The following is a 19587-nucleotide window of genomic DNA, read 5'->3' as shown; positions in this document are numbered from 1 at the left end:
CAGCCTTACCAAATCTCATTGCTTTCAGTAAGAATCACAGGCTCGCCATCTGTCACGATAATGGTATGCTCGTGTTGTGCTACAAAGCCTCCTTTGTTGCCCACAAGCGTCCAGCCATCTTTTTGCGTCTTTGCAAAAGTAGACTTGGTGGCAATAAAAGTCTCGACGGCCACCACAGAGTTTTTCTTAAACCGCTCTCTATTGAAGCGGTTGTAACAATTCAGAATATCCTCTGGCGCTTCGTGGAGGCTTCTGCCCACTCCATGCCCTGCGAGGTTTCTTATCACAGTAAAACCAGCCTTCCTCGACTCAATTTCTATGAGCCTGCCAATGTCTGCCACACGTACGCCCCCTTTTATTTCATTGATGGCTTTCTGAAGTATTTCCTTGGAGGCTTTCACCAATCTACCATGGTTTCTGTGGTCGTTCCCCAACACGAATGAGCCCCCATTGTCGGCCCAAAAGCCATTGAGCTCTGCAGAAACATCGATGTTCACCAGATCCCCATCCCTAAGTACTTTCGTTTTTGCAGGGATGCCATGGGCGATTTCATGGTTAAGACTGATGCAAGTGTATCCCGGGAAACCATAAGTTAGCCCTGGTGCGGACCGGGCACCAAACTCTTTCAAAATGCTGCCGCCGTATTCGTCCAGTTCTCTGGTAGACATCCCAGGCCGGGCATACTCTCTCATCCGCTTCAAGGTGGTGCCCACCACCTGACTGATTTGCTTGATACCTGTTAATTCTGATTGAGAAGTGATCGACATACGTTGGGGTTAATGGTTCTTAAAGGCCAGAAGGCATTTACGACAGTTGCGGTTGATTAGTTTGGTTTTTCGAACTAGAAATCGACATTAATCTTTTTGGCTTGGGCGAAAAGAAAAGACGCCTCAGCGTTTCCAGTCCATGCAGGCCAATTATTATCGCTAAACCTATCAGAATAGGCTCTTTGATTGAAAGCGTCAAAAGGAATAACACAATAAAGACATTTGTGCAGGCAACCCATAAAACTGCGCCCCATACCTTGTTTTCGGCAAGCCCACCGTTGGCGATAGTGCCCAGGAAAATAATGCTAAACAAGAATAGCTTAGGAGCACCTGCCCACGATGGTTCTTTGTAAATGTAGAAAAGCAACAGACAGAACAGCAGTAGCCCTCCAAAGCCAACAAAGGCGTCACTAGAGAAATTTTTTTGAGACATTACCCTTCTCAATTGTGGCATTGGAAGCCTAAGCCACTTCAAAAAAGGGATGTTATTGGCCCAGAATGGGTTTTCCGATGGAACAGGATCATTGGTGCCGAATTCAATATCAATGTCATCACGTTCCGCCTGGAATGTACCGAATAGTTTATCCCATATCACGAAGGTGCCGCCACAATTTTTGTTGACGTACTCCGGATTCTTGCCATGATGCACCCTGTGGTGAGAGGGAGTGATCATGATATGCTCCAGCCAGCCGCTCTTTTTCACAATCCTGTTATGGTTATAAAACTGAATAAAATAGTGGACTGAAGAAACTACGATGAATATCTCCAGTGGAAGTCCCAAGATGGCCAACCCAGCAAAAAATGGGAAGGAGGTAAGTGAAGAATACCAGGAGTTTCTAATGCCGAGGGATAGACTGAAATGCTCTCCCTCATGATGAACTACGTGCACAGCCCAAAGGAAGCTGATAGCATGATGGAGCCTGTGCAACCAGTAGAAACAAAAGTCCCAGGCGACAAACGCAAAGACCCACTGCAGGGCAACGGGCCACTGAGCCACCCAGCCAAAACTAAAGTGCGTCAGCAACCAATGGAAAGCTAATACCTCCAACCCCCGGAAAATCCACAGCAGGATATGGCCGGAGTTGAGGTTCATGACGATTTCCTTCCAGGGGATTTTCTCCTGCAGGAAGTACCTGATGGCTGCAAGCTCCATCAACACCAGAAGGAAAAGAAGACCAGTGCCGTATACCAGATTCATGATTTAAGACTTAGAATTTAAACAACAATCCACCTACAGAAAATCCAGCTGCAGTACCAATCAGTAAGCAACTATCGCCCCTTTCAAGCCGCCCTGATTCGATCGCTTCTGTCAGAGCCAGTGGAATGGAAGCAGCGATGCAGTTGCCATAGCTCGCCAGATTATTGACGACTTTGTCAGTTTTGCCACCAAGGAGACTGTCAAGCAGCAGCAGGCCTGATTTGCTGGCCTGGTGGGGAATGATCAGATCCACCTCTCCGATTGATGAGCCAGTTTGGCAAAACAGCTTTTCCGTAAATTCAGGTACTTTTTGCATGGCCAGTTTCAGGAGTTTTTTTCCTTCCATGCTAAAAGAATGAAGTGCTGCGTCATAGGGATGGTCTTTGAAGAAAAACTTGTTTCCACCACCTCTAATGATGGTGTGTTCGGCTCCCTCAGAGTAGGTGACCAGCCTATGTTTCACGAGGCCGCTTTCTCCGGCGTCATCAAAAGAGACGATGATGGCAGCGGCGGCATCGCCAAAAAGGCTGAACGTTTCCTTGTGTTCAGGGTTGAGACCCTTTGAAGCTATTTCTGCACTCACAATGGCGATGTGCCGACAGTCGCTGTCGTTGAGCAGGCGGGAGGCATAGTCCAGTGCTGTTACAAAACTGAGGCATGTGGTGTCGATGTCAATACAGCCAACTTCAGCATGATGCCAACCCAACTCATGCTTGATCATGCTGGCTTTGTTGGGTAGGGGATAATCATAAGTGGCTGAAGCGGCAATGAGGCAGCCAAGGTCTTCCGGTTGCAGCCCAGCCATGTCCAAGGCTTTTGACAAGGCCTCGGCACCCAGCTGGCTATTTGTTTCGGTGGTGGCAATATGCCGTTTCTCCACGCCAGAATACTTGGCGATCCATCCCGGTGGAAGACTGAGCTCTTTTTCCATGTCTTCCGAACGGACAACACGAGCTGGCAAACTGGATCCAGCGCCAGTAATCTTAAACGGTCTGATGACTTTCATTCCTTATCCTTTTGAATTTGACTCCCTTCTGGAGGAGTTGCTCTTCTTCCCGAATGATTGTGATGCCGGGAATACCAAAAATTTCAAATAAAGACTGAAGTGCACTTTCAGCTTTTCCGTATGCGTTTAAAAAATCTCCTTTGTTTACCTCAATAAACAGGCCAATTTTCTTCTCACTTCGCCGGATCACCACGTAATTGTCAATCACATCACTGCTGAAAGCCACAGCCTGGCGGATAAAATCGGGGTAGATCGTGATTGTTTTGTCATCGTGGACAAACTCAAAAACGTCGTCAGACCTGCCCTCTATTTTAGCGATTTGCATCGTTTTTAGCCCGCAACTGCATGGCTTACCTTCATGAATGATGTCGTTCAGTTCGTAACGAACAATGGGCTGGGTCGTTCTCAGAAGGTCGGTGATAATGGGATGAAATCTTTTCTTCTCCTCGTCCAGGTACTTCTTCTCAATCAGTAGCCAGTCTTCGTTGAAATGCAGAAAGCCTGCCTTGCAGGTGTGAGCGAGAAATCCCTCCGTACATTGGTAGACTTGTTCTATCATTATTTTAAAGACCTTTTCCAGGTAGGCTTTCTGGTCACCTTCCAGTACTTCCGCCACTGAAATGACTTTTTCGAAGCGAGCAGCTATCTGCTTTTCTTCAAAATATCGGGCAATGTGCATGAGTACCGATGGCTGACCGACCAAGATGTGAGGCCTGGTGGCTGCCACCGTCTGGCAGTGCTGGGCCATATCGCTTTTTATATCATAGAATTGAAACTGAAGAAGAGAAGAGTTGACCGATTCATAAAGCGTGCTGTTGGCCCTGAGAAAAAAGGCCACTTTTCTTTTTCGCAACGAAAATCCAATAACCCTGTCTAAAACTGCGGCTACCCAGATGGCTCTCTCCTTTTGACTGGCGAGGAAGATGCCTCTGTTTCCACTTGTGCCGGACGAAAGCCCGACGGTAGTTCCCCGAACCGTGGGAGAGAAGTTCCTTGACTTTTCACTTTCAAGGCCGACAGCGAAAGCCCCTTCTTTTGTAATGCCCACTGTATTGATCTCATCGAAATGGGTCATGAACGAGCTTTTGTCCATGATAGGAAACTGGCTGAGAGGCTGATCTGAAAACGCTTTGTAGAAGGGTGATTTTTGGAGATTCTTTCTCCAACGGTTTTCTTTTGTGGCTCGCAGTTGGTGAAGCGACTTCTGGTTATAGCGCTTTCTTCTTTGCCAGCGGAACAAAAGAAAATGCCACAAGATTTGAAGTTTGAAGCCGATCATGATTGTGAGCCGTTTAGTGCTGTCAGCGTTTCGAGGCAGTGGCAGGGAATGATCAGTGTTTCCGGATGAGCCTTATGGAAGTTGTGTAGCCGATTCAGGCTGGCCTTGTACTCGGCCCATGAGTCAAAGAACAGACGGACGATGGTGTGGGGGAGCTTCAGGTCGGTATAAGCTGGTTTCAACCAGGCGGCATCGGAGATGAGAAAGACCCGCCCTTTTTCCGTTGCGAGCAGTGCGCCCAGCTGGCCTTTGGCGTGGCCATCCAGTCTGGTCAAGAGAATGGTGCCATCGTTAAACAGATCATGCAGTGGCCCCAGATGTTCGTCTTTTGAGACTCCTTTTTCAATATCAAGAAAGTCGGTTCTCTCTTCAAAGCCCTGAGGCATCTGTGCGGGGAGGAATCCTTTTTTTAATGCACTCAGTCCGCTTTTTCCTTTGATGTCGTTATAAGCTGCCCGGTCGCAAATGAAACGGGCATTCGGGAAGTCTCTAAGCCCTCCGATGTGGTCGGCGTGAAAATGCGATACAATGATATAACGGACGTCTTCCGGCTGTATTCCATCCGCTTTTAATTGTGCAGCAGCTTCTTCCTCGGGTTTTATAAAAACGGGTGTAAATGCCCGGTACAACTTGTACGGATAAGAGCTTGTGCTTGAGAAAAACCGTTTTGTGTAGCCGGTGTCGAAGAGGATTACGCCATGCTTTGGATGTTTGATCACTGCATAGGTGGCGTAAAACCGGATGGTCTTTTTGGGTGCGCCCTTTTGCGCATGGTGCCAGCTGGCCGTGCAATGGCCTGCGGCTTTGAGCTCCCAGCTTACGAAGTGATTGGTGTTGGCAGGCCGGATCATTGAACAGCTATTTTGTACCACTCGGCAAATTCGTCAATAGCCTCCCAGGTGGTTTGACCTGGCTCATAACCGAGTCGCTCTCTGGCTTTGGTGATGTCGAGTGTCATAGATTTGGCCAATATGCCCACGGATTGCCGGGTAAGTACGGGCTCCTTTTTTGACCGGGACAGAAGCGATTTCCATTCCATCATGGTGGCAGCAAACGAAGCCACAGCGTAGGGTACCTTGCCTTTGGGTGGCGGTAAGTCAAATTTACCCAAAACATAGTTGATGGCTTCCCAAAGCTGCACAGGTTCTCCATTGCAGATATTATAGGCTTCGCTGCAAGCCGTTTCAGGTGCGTGCATGGCTAGTTTTACGGAGTGAACTACATTAGATACAGCCGTTAGGTCTACCAGGTTATCACCTGAACCAACTACCTTCAGCCGACCTTCGTGGTAAGACCGGATGAGCCTGGGGAAAATTACGGTGTCGCCCCTTCCAATCAGTGCCCGTGGCCGGATGGTAATATAGCTCAGGTCCGACTTCTCAAGCAGCTGCTCAGCTTGTAGTTTCGTGGCGGCGTAGTTGTTGGAGGGCTTTTGGGGCAAAGGATCGCTTTCTTTTACATTGAAGCGGTTTTTGAAGTTGAAGTAAACGGCCGGAGTGGAGATATATACGTAGCGCTGTACACCAGCCTTTTTACTGGCAGCAATCAGATTGGCCTGAGATACGATATTGGCCTGATGAAAGGCCTCATAGCTGCCCCAGGGCGACGACAGACTGGCGCAGTTGACAATAACATCGATGGGTTGTTCGAGCAGGCGTTCCACATACCCGGCATCCACCAGGTCGCCCAGCTGGTAATTTAGCTTGCTGCTTTCGACTGTGTGAAGCGGGTCAAGGTTTCTTCCAGCGGCAACTATCCCGCTTATTTTGTCATCCAAAGCCAATGCCTCAGCTATTCTGGAACCAAGGAATCCGGTGGCGCCTGTTACAAGTACGTTCATGATAAGCCTTGGTTGTTTGACGCTCTAAATTAGTCAATCTTCCGCTCATACGAATGGTTGCAAAAGGGAAAGAGCATTGAACCAACGGCACAATGCTCTTACAAATCATGAGACTTAGTTAATATTATTCGTAGGGTTGAATACAAGTGATTTCGATGCTATAATGATCGCCCGGGTAGGCCAGACACACAACGTCGTCAACGCCTGGCTCATAGTCGTCGATTATCCTGGCCCCAATGTAATACTTTGTTCCCTCTTTGGCGTTTTCTGGCACAACCACGCCCTCTGCCACCGACACTGGTTGAAGCAAAAACGCACGGACACCACCTGCTTGTTCTGTTCTTAATGTCTGAAACCACAGATTGTCCCAAATGCCAGTTCCACAGACGGCAGAGATAGTTTCTACAGCCCATCCACATTCCGCCGACTCCGAAATGGCTAGCACTTCTTCTTTGTTTGATGCATTGACTACCCAGGCCTGAAAACCTTCGATGGGCCTGTTCCCTTGCATGATATCAAGAAGATCAAACGTGAGTTCTTCGGTGGGAAGTGCTTCGCACATATCATTGTTGCCATCGTGGATCAATGCAAAGTTTGCGACGGCGGGGATTGTTGATGAGTCAATAGTTCCATCCCACACTAGTTTGAAGTCATGTTTTTTGCAGCCGCCCCCATATTGTACTGTTACTTTCAGTAGCGAGTCATTCAGTACAGCTTTTTTGATAACGAAGGGGTCGCCAGTCGTTTGCGAGGTGGCAGCAATAAAGGCATTGGCATTGACTTCCCAACTTGTGGCAAATCCCGATGATGGCGTAACCGGCTCGTTTTGGCAGGAGAACACCGTTAATGAAAAGAATAGCACAAGTAGATTTGAGACAACAGCTTTCATAGCTCAAGAGTTTGTTTTAAGAAACCTTTTGCGGCCATTTGGTTGGAAGTGTGGGTGCTTGTCAGGCAAAAAAAGCAAAGGCCCTATCTGTGTGGAGCCTTTGCTTCGATAAGTTGATAGTAAGAATTAGTTCATCATGACAAAGGCACCCCAATAGTAGGGCTCGGCATATTTGGTTCTCAAGGCATTTTGAGCTTTGGCAAACGCCATCTGCTTGTCACCCGACTTCAAAAACTCTTTGTAGAAATTGACCATCAGTTCCTGGGTGGCTTCGTCGTTTACTTTCCACAAGCTCATGATGATAGCCCCGGCTCCGGCGACCTGAAACGCCCTTTGGAGGCCATATACACCTTCACCACCCTTGATCTCCCCAAGCCCAGTTTCGCAGGCGCTAAGGATTACCATGTCTGTTTGCTCAAGATTGAGGTTCAACACTTCGTAGGCAGTAAGAATGCCGTTGTCGGCGGTATTAACTTCTTTATTTTCGATGCTGCCAGTGGTGCCTTCCACACCGGCCAGAAAGAGCCCGGAGCGCAATAGCGGATTCTCTTTGGCCTTGCTGATCTCCACGCCTAGCACCTTGTCACCCTCGGCACCGGCCACGTCCTGAAGGAAGAAGCCATGGGTGGCGATATGAAGAATACGTGGGTTTTTGACCTTGTCTTTCAATAGCGCTTCGGTGGCCTGATCCTGCATGTACACGTCGGCAGTGGTGCCCGAAGTTTTAGCCAATGCGCTGATGGCCTGCACTTCCTTTTGGGTTCCCGGTAGAGGTGAAAGCGTACTTTTCGATCCGTAGTTGGGGAACCCGACCAGTACAGTGTTTTTCGAACCACTCCTGGCACTAGCATTTTGGGCCAACTGCCTCGTGCTACTCAGCAGCACTATGTCATGTTTGTCTTTCACATAGCTGCCGTCGGTGGCCTTGAGGGTGATCACGTTAATCTGGTTGTACACGCCGTCGAGCGACATATACAATTTTTTACTGCCTGCAACCTTGCCCGCAATAGGCTTCCAAAATTGCTCGTAGGTGATGGCATCTTCCAGCTTGTTGGTCACCATGTTGCGGTAGGCTTTGGCGTACCTGGTCTCAAGGTCTTTGCCGTTGCTAATGGTGACTAGTTCCGGTGAAGCAGCGCCATTTTTTACGAAGGCAAAGGTGTATTTATTGTTGTCAGTAAACGACTTATCAAATACCGGGAAGGTAATAATTTCTACTGCCATTTCTCCCGGTTTGAGTTTGGCGGCCACATCGGCGAGCTTCACCGACGGCAGCTTGTTGGCATCAGCGAAGTCGGCGCTCATTTGGTTGAGCTTGCGCTCCAGGCCATTGGCTGACGATTCGAGGGAATCCAGGTTCACCTTCTGCTCTTTCAGTTCATCTTTCGACAGTGAGTAGTAGCTGGCCAGCGACTCCTTCAGGTTTGTCCAGCTGAGGTAGGTGTCGATGAGGGGCTGGTTGCCGCTGTTGAGGATGTTTTGACGAAGCTTCACAGAGCTACTGAGCAAAATGCCTTTTGTAGACAAATGGGCTTCATACATCCGGGTGGCGAGCTCAGGCTTCCTGCTGCTGTTTTCTGCGGCGAAGTTGTAAAAGGCCAGGAAGGAGGGCCGTACTTTGTCCCAATACTTGCCTTTTTCGTTTTCGCTCATGGCGCCGAAATACTTTTCGAGCAGGTCCATGTGTTTGGTGAGCAGGGCGCCGAAGGTTGAATCCGCTTTGTCCGTCTCACCCTTCTTCCAGCGGGTGATGGCCATGTTTTCCAGCGTGCCCAGGTACTCGGGGTGATTGTTACCAAAGTTTCTTTCATAGATACCAATCACATCACCGAACGTGGCAACAGCCTTGCCGTACTGATCGGTGAAATAGTAGTATTTACCCAGGTTGCGCAGGGTGGCGGCATAGGCTGGGTGGTCTTCTTTCAGCTTCTTTTTGTAAATCTCCACGGCGCTGGTCAGCAAGCCTTCCACCTCATCGGTCCTGCCCAGTTCCATGTACAGTCCTGCGAGCTGGTTTTGAATCTCGGCATAGTCAGGACTGCTCTTACCAAAGCGTTTTTCCTTCAATTCCAATAGCTCTTTGTAAATGGCTTCGGCTTCAGTGTACTTCTTCTGGTTTTGGTAAATAACGGCCAGGTTGATTTTCAGCTTGGTAAAGTCGGTACCTTTTTCGTTGATGTGCTTAGCAGCCAGTTCAATGCTTTTGTTGAGGCTGCTCACAGCCTGGTCGTTTCTGCCCAGCTCAAATCGGAGAATGGCTTCATTGTTCAAAGCCACAGCGTACTCCATTTGGTCGTCAAATTTGTTTTTGGCCATTAGCCTCAGGCATTCAGCCATGGCTTTCTCGGCTTCGGTGTATTGCCCAAGGTCTTTGTAAAGTACGGCCAGGTTGTTTAGCACAGAAGCCATGGCCTGACTGTTCGGGCTGATTTGCTCTTTGATCAGTGTTTCCGTTTGCTCATAGTAGCTTTTGGCAATGGTGAACTGCCCCTGCGAATGATGAAGGATGGCCAGGTTCATCATAGTCTTGGCCAGGCCGTATTTTTCCAGCAGATTCAGCGAGTTGTTAGCTGTAATCACTTCCACCACTTCGAAAAGATTGTTGTCGTTGTACGCACTAAGAATTTGATCGCTGAGGTAGCTGGTGGCCAGGCTGCCTCCGTAGTTTTCGTCGAGCAGGTAGTTCAAGCCACCAAGAAAATTCATTCTTGCACTCCATTTGCTGATGCTCAGCGCAATACTACCCGACCGATTGGAATCAAACACTTTTTCTGCTCTGGTCAGCTTCACCACATTGTTGCCGGAGTTGTCGGTGTAATTTTTCGCCCCCACCAAAAAGGCATTTTGATTATCTTCTCTATTGTCAAAAAATGACACTTTGGAGCCTTGCGAAATCGCCAGGTTGTAGAAAGTGGTGTCTTTGGTGGTTTGCTTGTCTCGTGGGGAGGATGTGAGCGACTCTGTTAGGTTTTTCTTCAGCTTGTCCATCAGCTGAGCACTGGCCTGAGGAGCAAACAAAACACTAAAGAGAATGATGGCGAGGAAAAAAATGGGTTTGAATGACAAGGTTTTCATAAGATCAATGATGGATTCAAAGTCAAAATGATTGATGGAACGGAATAGATATATTCCGGTTTCAAATATGGCGATTTTTAGAGAGGATTAATAATGATGAGTTTGGTGTTGTTGGCGCACAATGGTCGCTAACTAGCTCAGCGGCTTCACCATATCATCATCACCGCCATTCAAATCAAAGCTGCCCACCTTGATAAAACCGGTTTTCTCATAGAACCTTCTGGCCCTTGGGTTGCCATGCTGCACGCCGCCCCAAAGAATGATATGGATGGCACCTGCTTTCTTCGCCTCGTATTCAAGCTCAGTGAACATGGCATTTGCCAAGCCTGTGCCATGGTAGTTTTCGTCGACCGAAGGCGCATAGGTAGCGTAGGTAAATTGATCCGTGTCTATGCCGTAGCCTTTCAAGCGACTGTCGTCGTCAGGTAAGATGCCCGGAAGGAGCAGACAGTAAGCCACACACTTGTCGTCAGCAAAAGCTGCCAGTCTGATGCAGGGATCATCGTCGAGGTTTTCACAAATGGCTTTGACGGTTGCCTCGTCGAAGGGGTGGGGGCCAAACCTTTTGCGGGTAAGGTCAGAAAAGCTACCAAAGTAGCCTAAGAGGGCAGCCGCATCAGTTGGCTGTATCGGCCTTATGAGCACTGCTTCGCCTGAAGGGAGTGTTAGTTTTTTCATAGTGCCTTCTAAAGCGTCTTTACATAACCCAGCGCTTGTTTGGCAAAGGCTGGCCACTTCGTTTCGTAGTCAACGGGCACCCGAATCCAGCCTCCCATGGGTGGGCGCTCCGGCATGGGGCGAAAAACCTCACAACCGTCGAGGCTTAAAGCTTCCTTCTGTGCGTCGCCTTCCAGCTTAAACACCATATTGTCTTTCCAGGCCATAAAGGCGGCCTTGCCGTTGGGCGCTTTCACGCAGATGGCGCCAAACATCTTGCTCTTCTTGCCGTCGGGCAAAGACTCTGCGATTTGGTGAAAAAGCTCTTCTGTTCTGGTCATAACACGGAAGGGTAGGTTATAAACTAAAGTAGCAAAAAGACCGGCTTTTTGCTACTTTATCGAGTCCGTTATGACTGGTACTGCTTAAGGCGTCTCGTTTTCTGCCATCAGTTTCTTGCCAGAGCTACTGACGGTTGATACGTTGAAACAACCCACGACTTTCACACCTTCCTGAGACGGGATAATATTTGTCGGTACATTATCAATGGGTGTGGCGAAAAGCTCTCCAAAACCCCCGGGGCGATCAATTTGGATTTTCATCAGGTTAAGGAAATCGAAGGTGGCTTCAGACACGGCATGGATTTCGACATAAATGGAATCTCCGTCCAGATAAGAAGGTAATAACTTACCTGTGTCTGGATCCTCGTCGGTGCTAAGATTGATGCCAGTGCCAGACCTTACAGGTGTGATAAAGATAAGTCCATCTACCTCCGAGCCCCGGCTAAATCCGGCGTCGTAGGCTGTTAGTATTTCAGCTGGCTTGTTGAGGTATTTTCCATTTTTCCAGCCCTTGATCCAGTAAGCATTGCCTGGCCCATCTAAATCCCTGGCCCAAACTTCTGCGAACCATGTGGCAAGCGCAAAGTCGTTTTCCGGCTCAAAATTAAATGTGATGCTATCAATTTTTGGTACGCCTTGCGTGACAGAGGAAGAGGTGTACTCAATGCCTTCAGTTAAAACGCTGAGTGAATACTGAACGCCAGGGAGTCCCAGTGAATCGTCGCTTTGCGAAGGATCCCACTCGTACCATCCGTCTGTATTTGATTCTGTAAATAGAAATACTCTTCCCTGATCGTCGGTGATGCTGACCTCAGCACCAGAAACGCCCGCAGGCCTGTTTTTGTCAAAGTAGTATTGGGTTTTGGTTACTTTGATCACTTGCACTTTGTTCTGGCTTGTGACAAAAGCATCTATTGAAACTACAGGCTCGCTATCAGCCAGCTCGGGATAGATCACGTCCTCGCAGGCAAACAATGAAGAGACGAGAAGGGCAGAGACTATATATATGTTTGCAGATTTCATACGATTAAAACTTGAAGTTGTAAGTAATGGAAGGGAACACTGAGCCGATAATGGCAACACGAATGGCCTCGGTTGGAAGAGGTTCTCCGGATACTGGTCGGTCTCGTCCCTGGGTAAAGTAGATAGAGAACGGGTTACGTCTGTTGTAGACGTTGTACACCGAAAGCACAAATTGGTCAGTCACCTTTCGGGGCTTGCCGTTTCTTTTCACAGTTTTTCCGTTGAGTGTTGCGCCAATGTCGAAGCGATGGTAGTCTGGTATTCTTACATTGTTACGGCCGTTGCCATAGTTAAAGGGCACCACGTAGTCCTGCCACTCAAACCTGTCTGTTGGGAAGGTGGTGGGCGTGCCGGTGATGTAGCTGAAGTTGGCCGAAAAAGAAAGCCGGGGCGTGACGTCATAAAAAGCAGCCACTTTCACATTGTGGGTCTGGTCGTAGCGGGTAGCATACCAGTTGTTGTTGTTAATGCCGTCCACTTTCAGCTCGGTTCTTCCGAGTGTATAACTCACCCATCCGTTCAATTTCCCTTTCTTTTTCTGCACGTATAGTTCCAATCCGTAGGCCCTTCCAATACCACTCAACACATCACCCTCCAAAAAGGGGTTGATCAGTAGGTCGGCACCGTCGATGTAGTCGATCTGGTTTTTGGTGCGACGGTAATAGACTTCGGCCGAGGCTTCAATCATGTTGTCATTGAAATTCCTGAAATACCCCAACGCCACTTGCTGCCCGGTTTGCGGCTCAATATTGTTCGTGCTCGGCGTCCATACATCCAGCGGATTGCTGGCTACCGTGTTCGAAATCAAGTGAACATATTGGGCTGTTCTGTTGTAACTCCCTTTGATGGAACTCTGAGGATCGACTAACAAAGAGAACGATGCCCGGGGCTCAAAATTAAAGTAGGTTTGAATAGTTTCGAGATTGTCTGCCTCCGAAACCGATGTTACGTTTCTTCTCACACCGGGCTCTGGTGAGTCATATTCAAAATATTTGCCAGGCCCCATGTAGCTAAACGATGAAAGGCGAAGACCATAGTTGATAGTGAGTGCCGACGACAGTTTCTGTTCGTTGCCTGCGTATACGGCACTCTCCAGCCCAAACTTTTTATCGAGACTGATGTTGCTTACTTCTCCGTTGCTCACACCGAGGGCGTTGGCGGGGTCAAACTGATATACTGTGGCATCGCCACCAAAGCTCAGTTCGTTGTTCGTATTGATGAAGTAGCTAAACTCCGGCTTGAAGTTGAACGTGGTTATTTCCGATGTCCACTCAAATTTATCCAGGTCATTTTCTCCGAAGGCCAAAGAATAGTCGTAGTTGCTATAAAACGCTGTGAAGTTTGAAAACAACCGGTCGTTGAACAAGTGGTTCCAACGGATAGTAGCAGTCTTATTGCCCCAGTCGAACCCCTGGCGGGCGTCGAATAAGAACTTATCTCTTCCAAAATAGCCTGATGCGAATACCCTGTTCTTCTCGTTGATATTGAAGTTGGTCTTCACCGTCAGGTCGTAGAAATAAAGCTGAGCACCATCGTCTAGTACATCTGTGAATGGCTTGGCCAGCACGTCGGCATAGGAGCGACGCCCTGCTATGATGAAAGAAGACTTTTCCTTTTTGATAGGGCCCTCTACCGCCAGACGACTGAAGATGGTGCCTACTCCTCCCGCTACATCATAAGATTTGTTGTTACCCTCTTTCATCCTTATATCAAGGATAGAGGAAATTCTGCCTCCGTAGCGGGAAGGTATAGCGCCTTTGTAAAGCTTAATGTCCTTCACTGCATCTGGGTTAAACACGGAAAAGAAACCCAGTAGGTGAGAAGAGTTAAACACTGGAGCTTCATCGAGCAGCACAAGGTTTTGCCCAACCGAGCCACCACGCACGTTGAAGCCCGAAGCACCCTCGCCAACGGTACTTACACCCGGAAGCAGCTGTATCGTTTTCAGTACGTCGACCTCACCAGCAAAGGCAGGCACTTTGGTGATGGTTTGCATGTCGAGCTTGGCGACGCTCATTTCAATGCTGGTCACATTGGCATCCTCTCTTTCAGCAGACACCACTACTTCCTGCAACTGCTGCTGCTCGGAACGTATTTCCACGTCCATGCGAACGTTTGCCTTTAGTTCTACCGTCTTCACCGTCGTTTCATATCCTACATAGCGGTATTCGAGAGTGTAGGTGCCCGGTGGCAGCGTAATGGAATAAAAACCATAAAAATTGGTCACGGCTCCGTCGCCGATTTCTTTCACAAGCACATTGGCCCCGAAAAGGTCTTCTCCGTTGGCAGCGTCTTTCACATAGCCGTTAACGGTGACCTTGTCTTGAGCGAATACGTGTAGCGCACTAAAAATCAGGCAGAGCCCGAGCAATAAAGTTTTTTTCATTGAGTTGTTGAGATTGATCTGAATAAATTCACTTAGCCAGTTACGATAGTTTGAAGCAGGGGTTGGGAGTTGTTGAAAAAATAATAGAACGATCATCCGGAAAAGTCCGAATCAGCATTGATCCTATTTGCAGATTCATTTTGTGAATAATAGTTTAGTTTGCTTAGTAGTAAACTTAAACCATTAGTACCCCTATGTGTTTTGGAATTACTTAAGAAAAAAAATATTAATAGTGCGGAATAAACTCCTGATCATTCATTTACAACCACGGCCAGCTTGTCTCCTTTGGGGCCAACGGCCAGTCGGGTGATGCCTTTCAATTGGAAAGTGCTGGCAAGTTCAGCTATTTCTATCCATGCCTTCGTAGATGCCGACCAAGTGAAGAGCTTGCTGCCCTGACCCATGATGATTTTGCCATCTGGTGTCCAGGCCATGTCTTGTGAGTCGGCCATCGCTTCGCAAATCGTTTCAATTTTTGCTGTTTCAGTGTCAAGCGACTGGATAAGCGCCGGCTGCCCTTCTCTGTTCTGCAGAAAGCTGATGAGTTGGCTACCTGGGATGTTGTGAATAGATCGGCCAATATTGCTTGCGACAATTGTATTCGTTTTGGCAGAAAGATTCGAGATCTGAAGCGTTTGAGGTTCGCCCAGGACAAAAGATACCAGCGTGTTGTCATCTCTCCAGGCATGATAACCAATCACAAGGTCGGGCACTACAATCACCGGCTCACCTTTCCTGATGGGAAACTTCCATAGCAACTGCGTGCCGTCCACCTCCCGGATGCAGGAGATGTGTTTCCCATCGGGCGTAAGGGTAGGAGAGTATTCGTTGGAGGCATTGTCCGAAAAATTGATTTTGGTGCCCCTGGCAGGGTTGTAAATGAAGATGTCAATCTGTGGAGTGGCGTCCTGCGACACAAAGAAGAGCTCACCAGTCTTTTGAGAGAATGAAGGCTGGTTGTCGTAGCGGCCGGGGTTGGCCGATACGTTGATGGGGTTGGAGACGCTGATCGTTTCGCCGTTGGCTTTCAGGTCGAAAAGGTAAACCTCGGTGCTGGGCTGGGCAATGGCTGATAGTGAGAGGAGGGAGGCTAATGCGAAGAGGAGAGAGGCTGGTTTCATATTGCTGAAGGTTTGTGCTGGCAATATACTATTTGAGGAAATATGACCATTTTATGGCTTTAAATTATTTTTGTCTATAAAAAAATCCCGAGTAATTTCATTTTCAGATAACCAATTAGAAAAATCTACGCAATCTATTTTAATATGAGGTTCCTTGTTGTCAAATAGAAAGTAATAATGCTTCATTAGTAAGCTCAATCTTTCGTAATGATTTTTTGAGTTAAAACCAAACTCGATAACTACAGATTTTTCAGGCATCCATAAAATATTGGCTAAGCCAGCCCCATGTTGGGCTATAACGGCGACTGCAGAATCAAAATACCTAATCTGATCCTCAAATGATATTTTTTCCAATTTCAAATTATGAAATTCATAATTAGGAGAGACTTTTGATCTAATATACTTTTCGAGCTCATCATGATTCTTGATTGACCTTCGAGATGAACCTGATCCCTTAATGGTAGCACTAGTTTGATAGTAGGGGTCAGGAGGAATACGCTCTATCAATAGAATTTTATTTGGTTTGCTAGTGGAATCAATATTTAATTTTTCGCAAACCATTTCTTTTAAGTTTTTATATTGAAAATGGTTAATGTTGATTTGAATTGGATTCATTCCAATCAAATTCACCTTTCTTTCCCAGGCATTGGATCGAATACGAACCCGGTTGTCAAATAATTTCAATAAAATGGGAGTTAGAACACCAAATCCGTTTAGCGAAAAAATGACATTTGAGGGTGTTTTTTTTATTATAAAACTGAGAGGTAACAGTAAATCAAAGATAAAATGATAATAATGTTCTACATGTCCGCCCGCAGAGAAGGGGGGGACAGGATTGAGTGCGATGTTGTGTGTGGATGTTGCAAGTCGAATTATTGACCGTTGATTCCATTTAACTTGGTGCTGGGCAAAGAAACCACTTATTTTTATTCGATTTCCCAACTTATTTCTCAATATTTTCATTGCTCATTACTCTTGCCTAAAATGAGTGTGGGAGTTTTATGCAGCTCCGCTACCACTACATCTTAGCCACGCCGATGATAAAATTATAATTTGTGGCGGACAATCCAAGCCAACCTAACAATGATAACTGATGAAGCCCACATTCATTTTTACCGGTGTGTTAGCGTACATTTCCTAGGATAATGGCCGTTTTGGGTAATCCTGCTTTGGTTAATATCCGAAGTAGTTCCTCCGATTCGATAGGTGGGTTTTTCAACCTCTTAAGTTGTCTTAAATAGGCTTGATATCCTTTATAGCCGTCAATATTAAAAAGCTCAACAAGAAAGTCATCTGGATGTATAGCTTCTACCCCAAATCTCTTAAGTCTTGTTGAAGGAAAATCCTTTAGATTGAATGTGATAATCAGGCTGGATTCTGAAATCAATGAAGCGGCAACTACATGCCTGTCGTCTTCATCTGGAAGTTGAATAAGTTCTATTTGGTCTTCATATTAAAGAACATTTGCATCAGGGAAAGCAGTATTCATTGTTTGAACCAACGCCTCTAGTTGAATGCGGGTTAGATCCGGTCTGTTGATCAGTAGGTTACGTATCCACTCCTCTTGAATTTATCCTGTCCATTTCGGTTGGAACAATCCTTCACCGGCAAATGACAATAGAATATCTCTTACCGGAGCTGGATATAGGACACAAGCATCCAATATGGCTTTGAAAATCCTCTGTTTGGCCATCAGTAGCCTAATCCTAGGATTTGAGAATCTTTTACTAGCTTTTCAAGCTGTGATTCTCGAACCTTATTTTGCTGTTCCTTTATATGTAAAACGTCCTGAAGAAGTATCCGTCGATGTTTGCCTACTTTTTTAAATGGTATCCGTCCTTGTTCTAATAATTTGACGATAAAAGGCCTGGAGACATTCAGTATACCAGCCGCCTGTTGCGTGGACAATTCAGTATCCTCTGCTACGATATCAACCGATTTACCATCCGACATATTGGAAAGCACTTCTATAAGATATGTTAGTGCCTTTTCAGGGATCGTGATATCCTCTCCCTGAAGGGTTATCCTAATCTCTTTTGATTTTGAAGATCTTCTTGTTCGTGCAAATTGCGAAAGTCTTGCAGCTGACTCCAATGCCATCTGTTGCTCTTCTGAAGTTATCCGTTTTTTAACCGTGCTCATGTCTGGCAGTTTGTTACAAGTTACATAAACGAAATATTCGAAACAAATGTTTTACACGAAACGCTAGGAGGATTGGCGCTAACGCCTCGGTAAAATGAGTGTGGTAGTTTTATACAGCTCCGCTTCCACTACATCTTAGCCACGCCTATGATAAATATAACTCTTGTGGCGGGCAATCCAAGCCAACTGACCTTTGGCAACCAATGAAGCCCACATTCATTTTTACCGCTGTGTTGTGATCCCTTTTTCCCTCTGATAGTCTTCGAAGGTCGGCAAGTACTTCTTCCACGTCCACTCTACGAAAAAGACGCCATATCCCAAGTGTACTATCCCAACCATCCAGCCCAGGTCCGTAGGTAACAATGCCAGGGCTATCACTATCAAAATCACGTATAGTATTGCAAGTCCTAGCACTGTCCATATTCCTTTCCGGTTGCCAAGCTCCCATATATTGAATGCCATAAAGGGTCCGATCACGAGAGGAGTTAGTAGAAAAGCCAAAAGATAGATGGTATTCTTTGAAGTCAATTTGCTTTCAAATTCTTCGACCTCTTGCGCAGCTTCAAGCTTTTCAGAAAGTCTGGCTATTAGTTGGTCTACGTCGTCCGATATAGGCCCTCTGTTCTTGAGTTCAAATGCCGCTGCCAGTTGAGCCTCTTCTGCAAAGGTCGCTGGACTATTAATCACCTTGGTCAGTTCTGCGTCCGACTTGTTGGCCATGACAGCCGAAAATTGGTTTTTCCGCATCCTTATGAAACTAGCACTAATGGATCACAACGCCTCGGTAAAATGAGTGTGGGAGTTTTATGCAGCTTCGCTTCCACTTCATCTTAGCCACGCCGATGATAAAATTATAAATTGTGGCGGGCAATCCAAGCCAACTACACTATGAAAACTGGTGAAGCCCACATTCATTTTACCGTTGTGTTACCAGCATTTATTTCTTAGGGGTGCACATCGAAAATAGCCATCTTACGAAGTCCTCTGTCTGCTCTGGAGGACTCCTGCGAAAGTAGGCGTTGTGACTTCCATCCAAATTCCATTCAACGACCCAAATCGGTCTGTATTCGTGAACACTATTTATCAGAAGGTCAGTAGAATCTATTGGGGCTAGACTTTCCAACTTCAGTTTATCAAGCGCTGATAGCAGTCTTTCGATCTCATATTCATCTACCTCTATATTTTGTTGGGAGTATTTGAAGGTCAACGAGTCCTGAATAATAGATTTAGATATGATTGGCTGTAACTCTGGGTAAAAATATGCCTCATCAGAAACCTCCAGTTTCCGCTTAAGTTTTGTCGATTCTCTATTTGTAAGTTCATCGAGGTTAAAGTATGAAAGCTTAAGCCTATTATCACCCTCTTTTTTATATAATGCCTCAATGACCCCTTGGTCTTTATAAAATGTCATTACCTGACCATCGTCTCCGAAAACAGGAAAGTAGCAAACTCTGAGAATAAAAGATTCGGAAGAAGGAAACGGTGGCTCGTTAAAAAGAGAGAGTTTGACACCGACAAGATCAAGAAGAGTGTATTGGTAAAAGTTGTCATATGTCACAGTATCACCCAATACTCTTACAAGATTAGGAAAATACACAGCCAAGTCTTTAGAATTCCAAGAGTTAATAAATCTACTGTTTTGGCCGAAACCTTTAAGGCTCGCAATGAGAAAGAGACCAAGTGTTAGTACCCTAATCAAGTTTTTGACTGATTTACGCCCTGTAAGTATTGCTGGTAACGTCTGGCTAAAGTGAGTGTGGGAATTTTATGCAGTACTGCTTCCATCACCACTTAGCCACGCAGAAGATAAAATTAACTCTTGTGGCGGACATTCCAAGCCAGCAAATGATAAGTAACTACTGC

General features: G+C 46.6%; 17 protein-coding genes. All 17 read right to left on the bottom strand.

What is annotated here, in order from left to right:
- Positions 1–5 precede the first annotated feature (5 nt).
- Entirely contained in the window at positions 6–767 is a 762-nt protein-coding gene (gene map / locus GC130_RS22180; RefSeq protein ID WP_152000556.1) for a type I methionyl aminopeptidase, read from the bottom strand.
- Between the two features lie 37 nt (positions 768–804).
- Positions 805–1965, bottom strand: a complete 1161-nt coding sequence (locus GC130_RS22175; protein WP_152000555.1) for a sterol desaturase family protein — start codon at positions 1963–1965, stop codon at positions 805–807.
- A gap of 10 nt (positions 1966–1975) precedes the next feature.
- Positions 1976–2971, bottom strand: coding sequence for a 3-oxoacyl-ACP synthase III family protein (locus tag GC130_RS22170; RefSeq protein ID WP_152000554.1), 996 nt, complete (start codon positions 2969–2971; stop codon positions 1976–1978).
- Complete coding sequence (locus GC130_RS22165; protein WP_152000553.1) at positions 2949–4250, bottom strand: F390 synthetase-related protein; 1302 nt, start codon at positions 4248–4250, stop codon at positions 2949–2951. Before GC130_RS22165 ends, GC130_RS22170 begins: the two co-directional genes overlap by 23 nt.
- The gene (locus GC130_RS22160; protein WP_152000552.1) at positions 4247–5101 is read right to left on the bottom strand and encodes an MBL fold metallo-hydrolase; all 855 of its coding nucleotides are present in this window, start codon (positions 5099–5101) and stop codon (positions 4247–4249) included. Before GC130_RS22160 ends, GC130_RS22165 begins: the two co-directional genes overlap by 4 nt.
- Entirely contained in the window at positions 5098–6090 is a 993-nt protein-coding gene (locus GC130_RS22155) for an NAD(P)-dependent oxidoreductase (RefSeq protein ID WP_152000551.1), read from the bottom strand. The genes GC130_RS22160 and GC130_RS22155 overlap by 4 nt, the downstream gene beginning before the upstream one ends.
- 124 nt (positions 6091–6214) lie before the next feature.
- A complete protein-coding gene (locus GC130_RS22150; protein WP_152000550.1) occupies positions 6215–6979 on the bottom strand; it encodes a hypothetical protein in 765 nt (254 codons plus the stop codon).
- A gap of 126 nt (positions 6980–7105) precedes the next feature.
- Positions 7106–10054 carry a CHAT domain-containing protein gene (locus tag GC130_RS22145; RefSeq protein WP_152000549.1) on the bottom strand — a complete coding sequence of 983 codons (2949 nt, stop codon included), beginning with the start codon at positions 10052–10054 and terminating at the stop codon, positions 7106–7108.
- A gap of 132 nt (positions 10055–10186) precedes the next feature.
- Positions 10187–10732, bottom strand: coding sequence for a GNAT family N-acetyltransferase (locus GC130_RS22140; RefSeq protein WP_152000548.1), 546 nt, complete (start codon positions 10730–10732; stop codon positions 10187–10189).
- A gap of 8 nt (positions 10733–10740) precedes the next feature.
- Positions 10741–11052, bottom strand: a complete 312-nt coding sequence (locus tag GC130_RS22135; protein WP_152000547.1) for a hypothetical protein — start codon at positions 11050–11052, stop codon at positions 10741–10743.
- A gap of 84 nt (positions 11053–11136) precedes the next feature.
- Positions 11137–12075 carry a DUF4249 domain-containing protein gene (locus GC130_RS22130; RefSeq protein ID WP_152000546.1) on the bottom strand — a complete coding sequence of 313 codons (939 nt, stop codon included), beginning with the start codon at positions 12073–12075 and terminating at the stop codon, positions 11137–11139.
- Between the two features lie 4 nt (positions 12076–12079).
- Positions 12080–14461 carry a TonB-dependent receptor gene (locus tag GC130_RS22125; RefSeq protein WP_152000545.1) on the bottom strand — a complete coding sequence of 794 codons (2382 nt, stop codon included), beginning with the start codon at positions 14459–14461 and terminating at the stop codon, positions 12080–12082.
- A gap of 251 nt (positions 14462–14712) precedes the next feature.
- Positions 14713–15582, bottom strand: coding sequence for a hypothetical protein (locus GC130_RS22120; protein WP_152000544.1), 870 nt, complete (start codon positions 15580–15582; stop codon positions 14713–14715).
- 51 nt (positions 15583–15633) lie between these two features.
- Positions 15634–16545 (bottom strand): glycosyltransferase 61 family protein, encoded by a 912-nt coding sequence (locus GC130_RS22115; protein WP_152000543.1) that lies wholly within the window; start codon positions 16543–16545, stop codon positions 15634–15636.
- Positions 16546–17274: 729 nt separating this feature from the next.
- The gene (locus GC130_RS22105) at positions 17275–17724 is read right to left on the bottom strand and encodes an excisionase family DNA-binding protein (protein WP_201568458.1); all 450 of its coding nucleotides are present in this window, start codon (positions 17722–17724) and stop codon (positions 17275–17277) included.
- 222 nt (positions 17725–17946) lie between these two features.
- Positions 17947–18471: a hypothetical protein gene (locus GC130_RS22100; RefSeq protein WP_152000542.1), complete on the bottom strand. Its 525-nt coding sequence runs from the start codon at positions 18469–18471 to the stop codon at positions 17947–17949.
- A gap of 190 nt (positions 18472–18661) precedes the next feature.
- The gene (locus tag GC130_RS22095; protein ID WP_152000541.1) at positions 18662–19423 is read right to left on the bottom strand and encodes a hypothetical protein; all 762 of its coding nucleotides are present in this window, start codon (positions 19421–19423) and stop codon (positions 18662–18664) included.
- Between the last annotated feature and the right edge of the window lie 164 nt (positions 19424–19587).

It is taken from the genome of Imperialibacter sp. EC-SDR9 (assembly GCF_902498805.1).
Taxonomy (GTDB): domain Bacteria; phylum Bacteroidota; class Bacteroidia; order Cytophagales; family Cyclobacteriaceae; genus Imperialibacter.
Note: the sequence above shows the minus strand (reverse complement) of the source record. Positions and strands in the feature narration are given on the sequence as shown.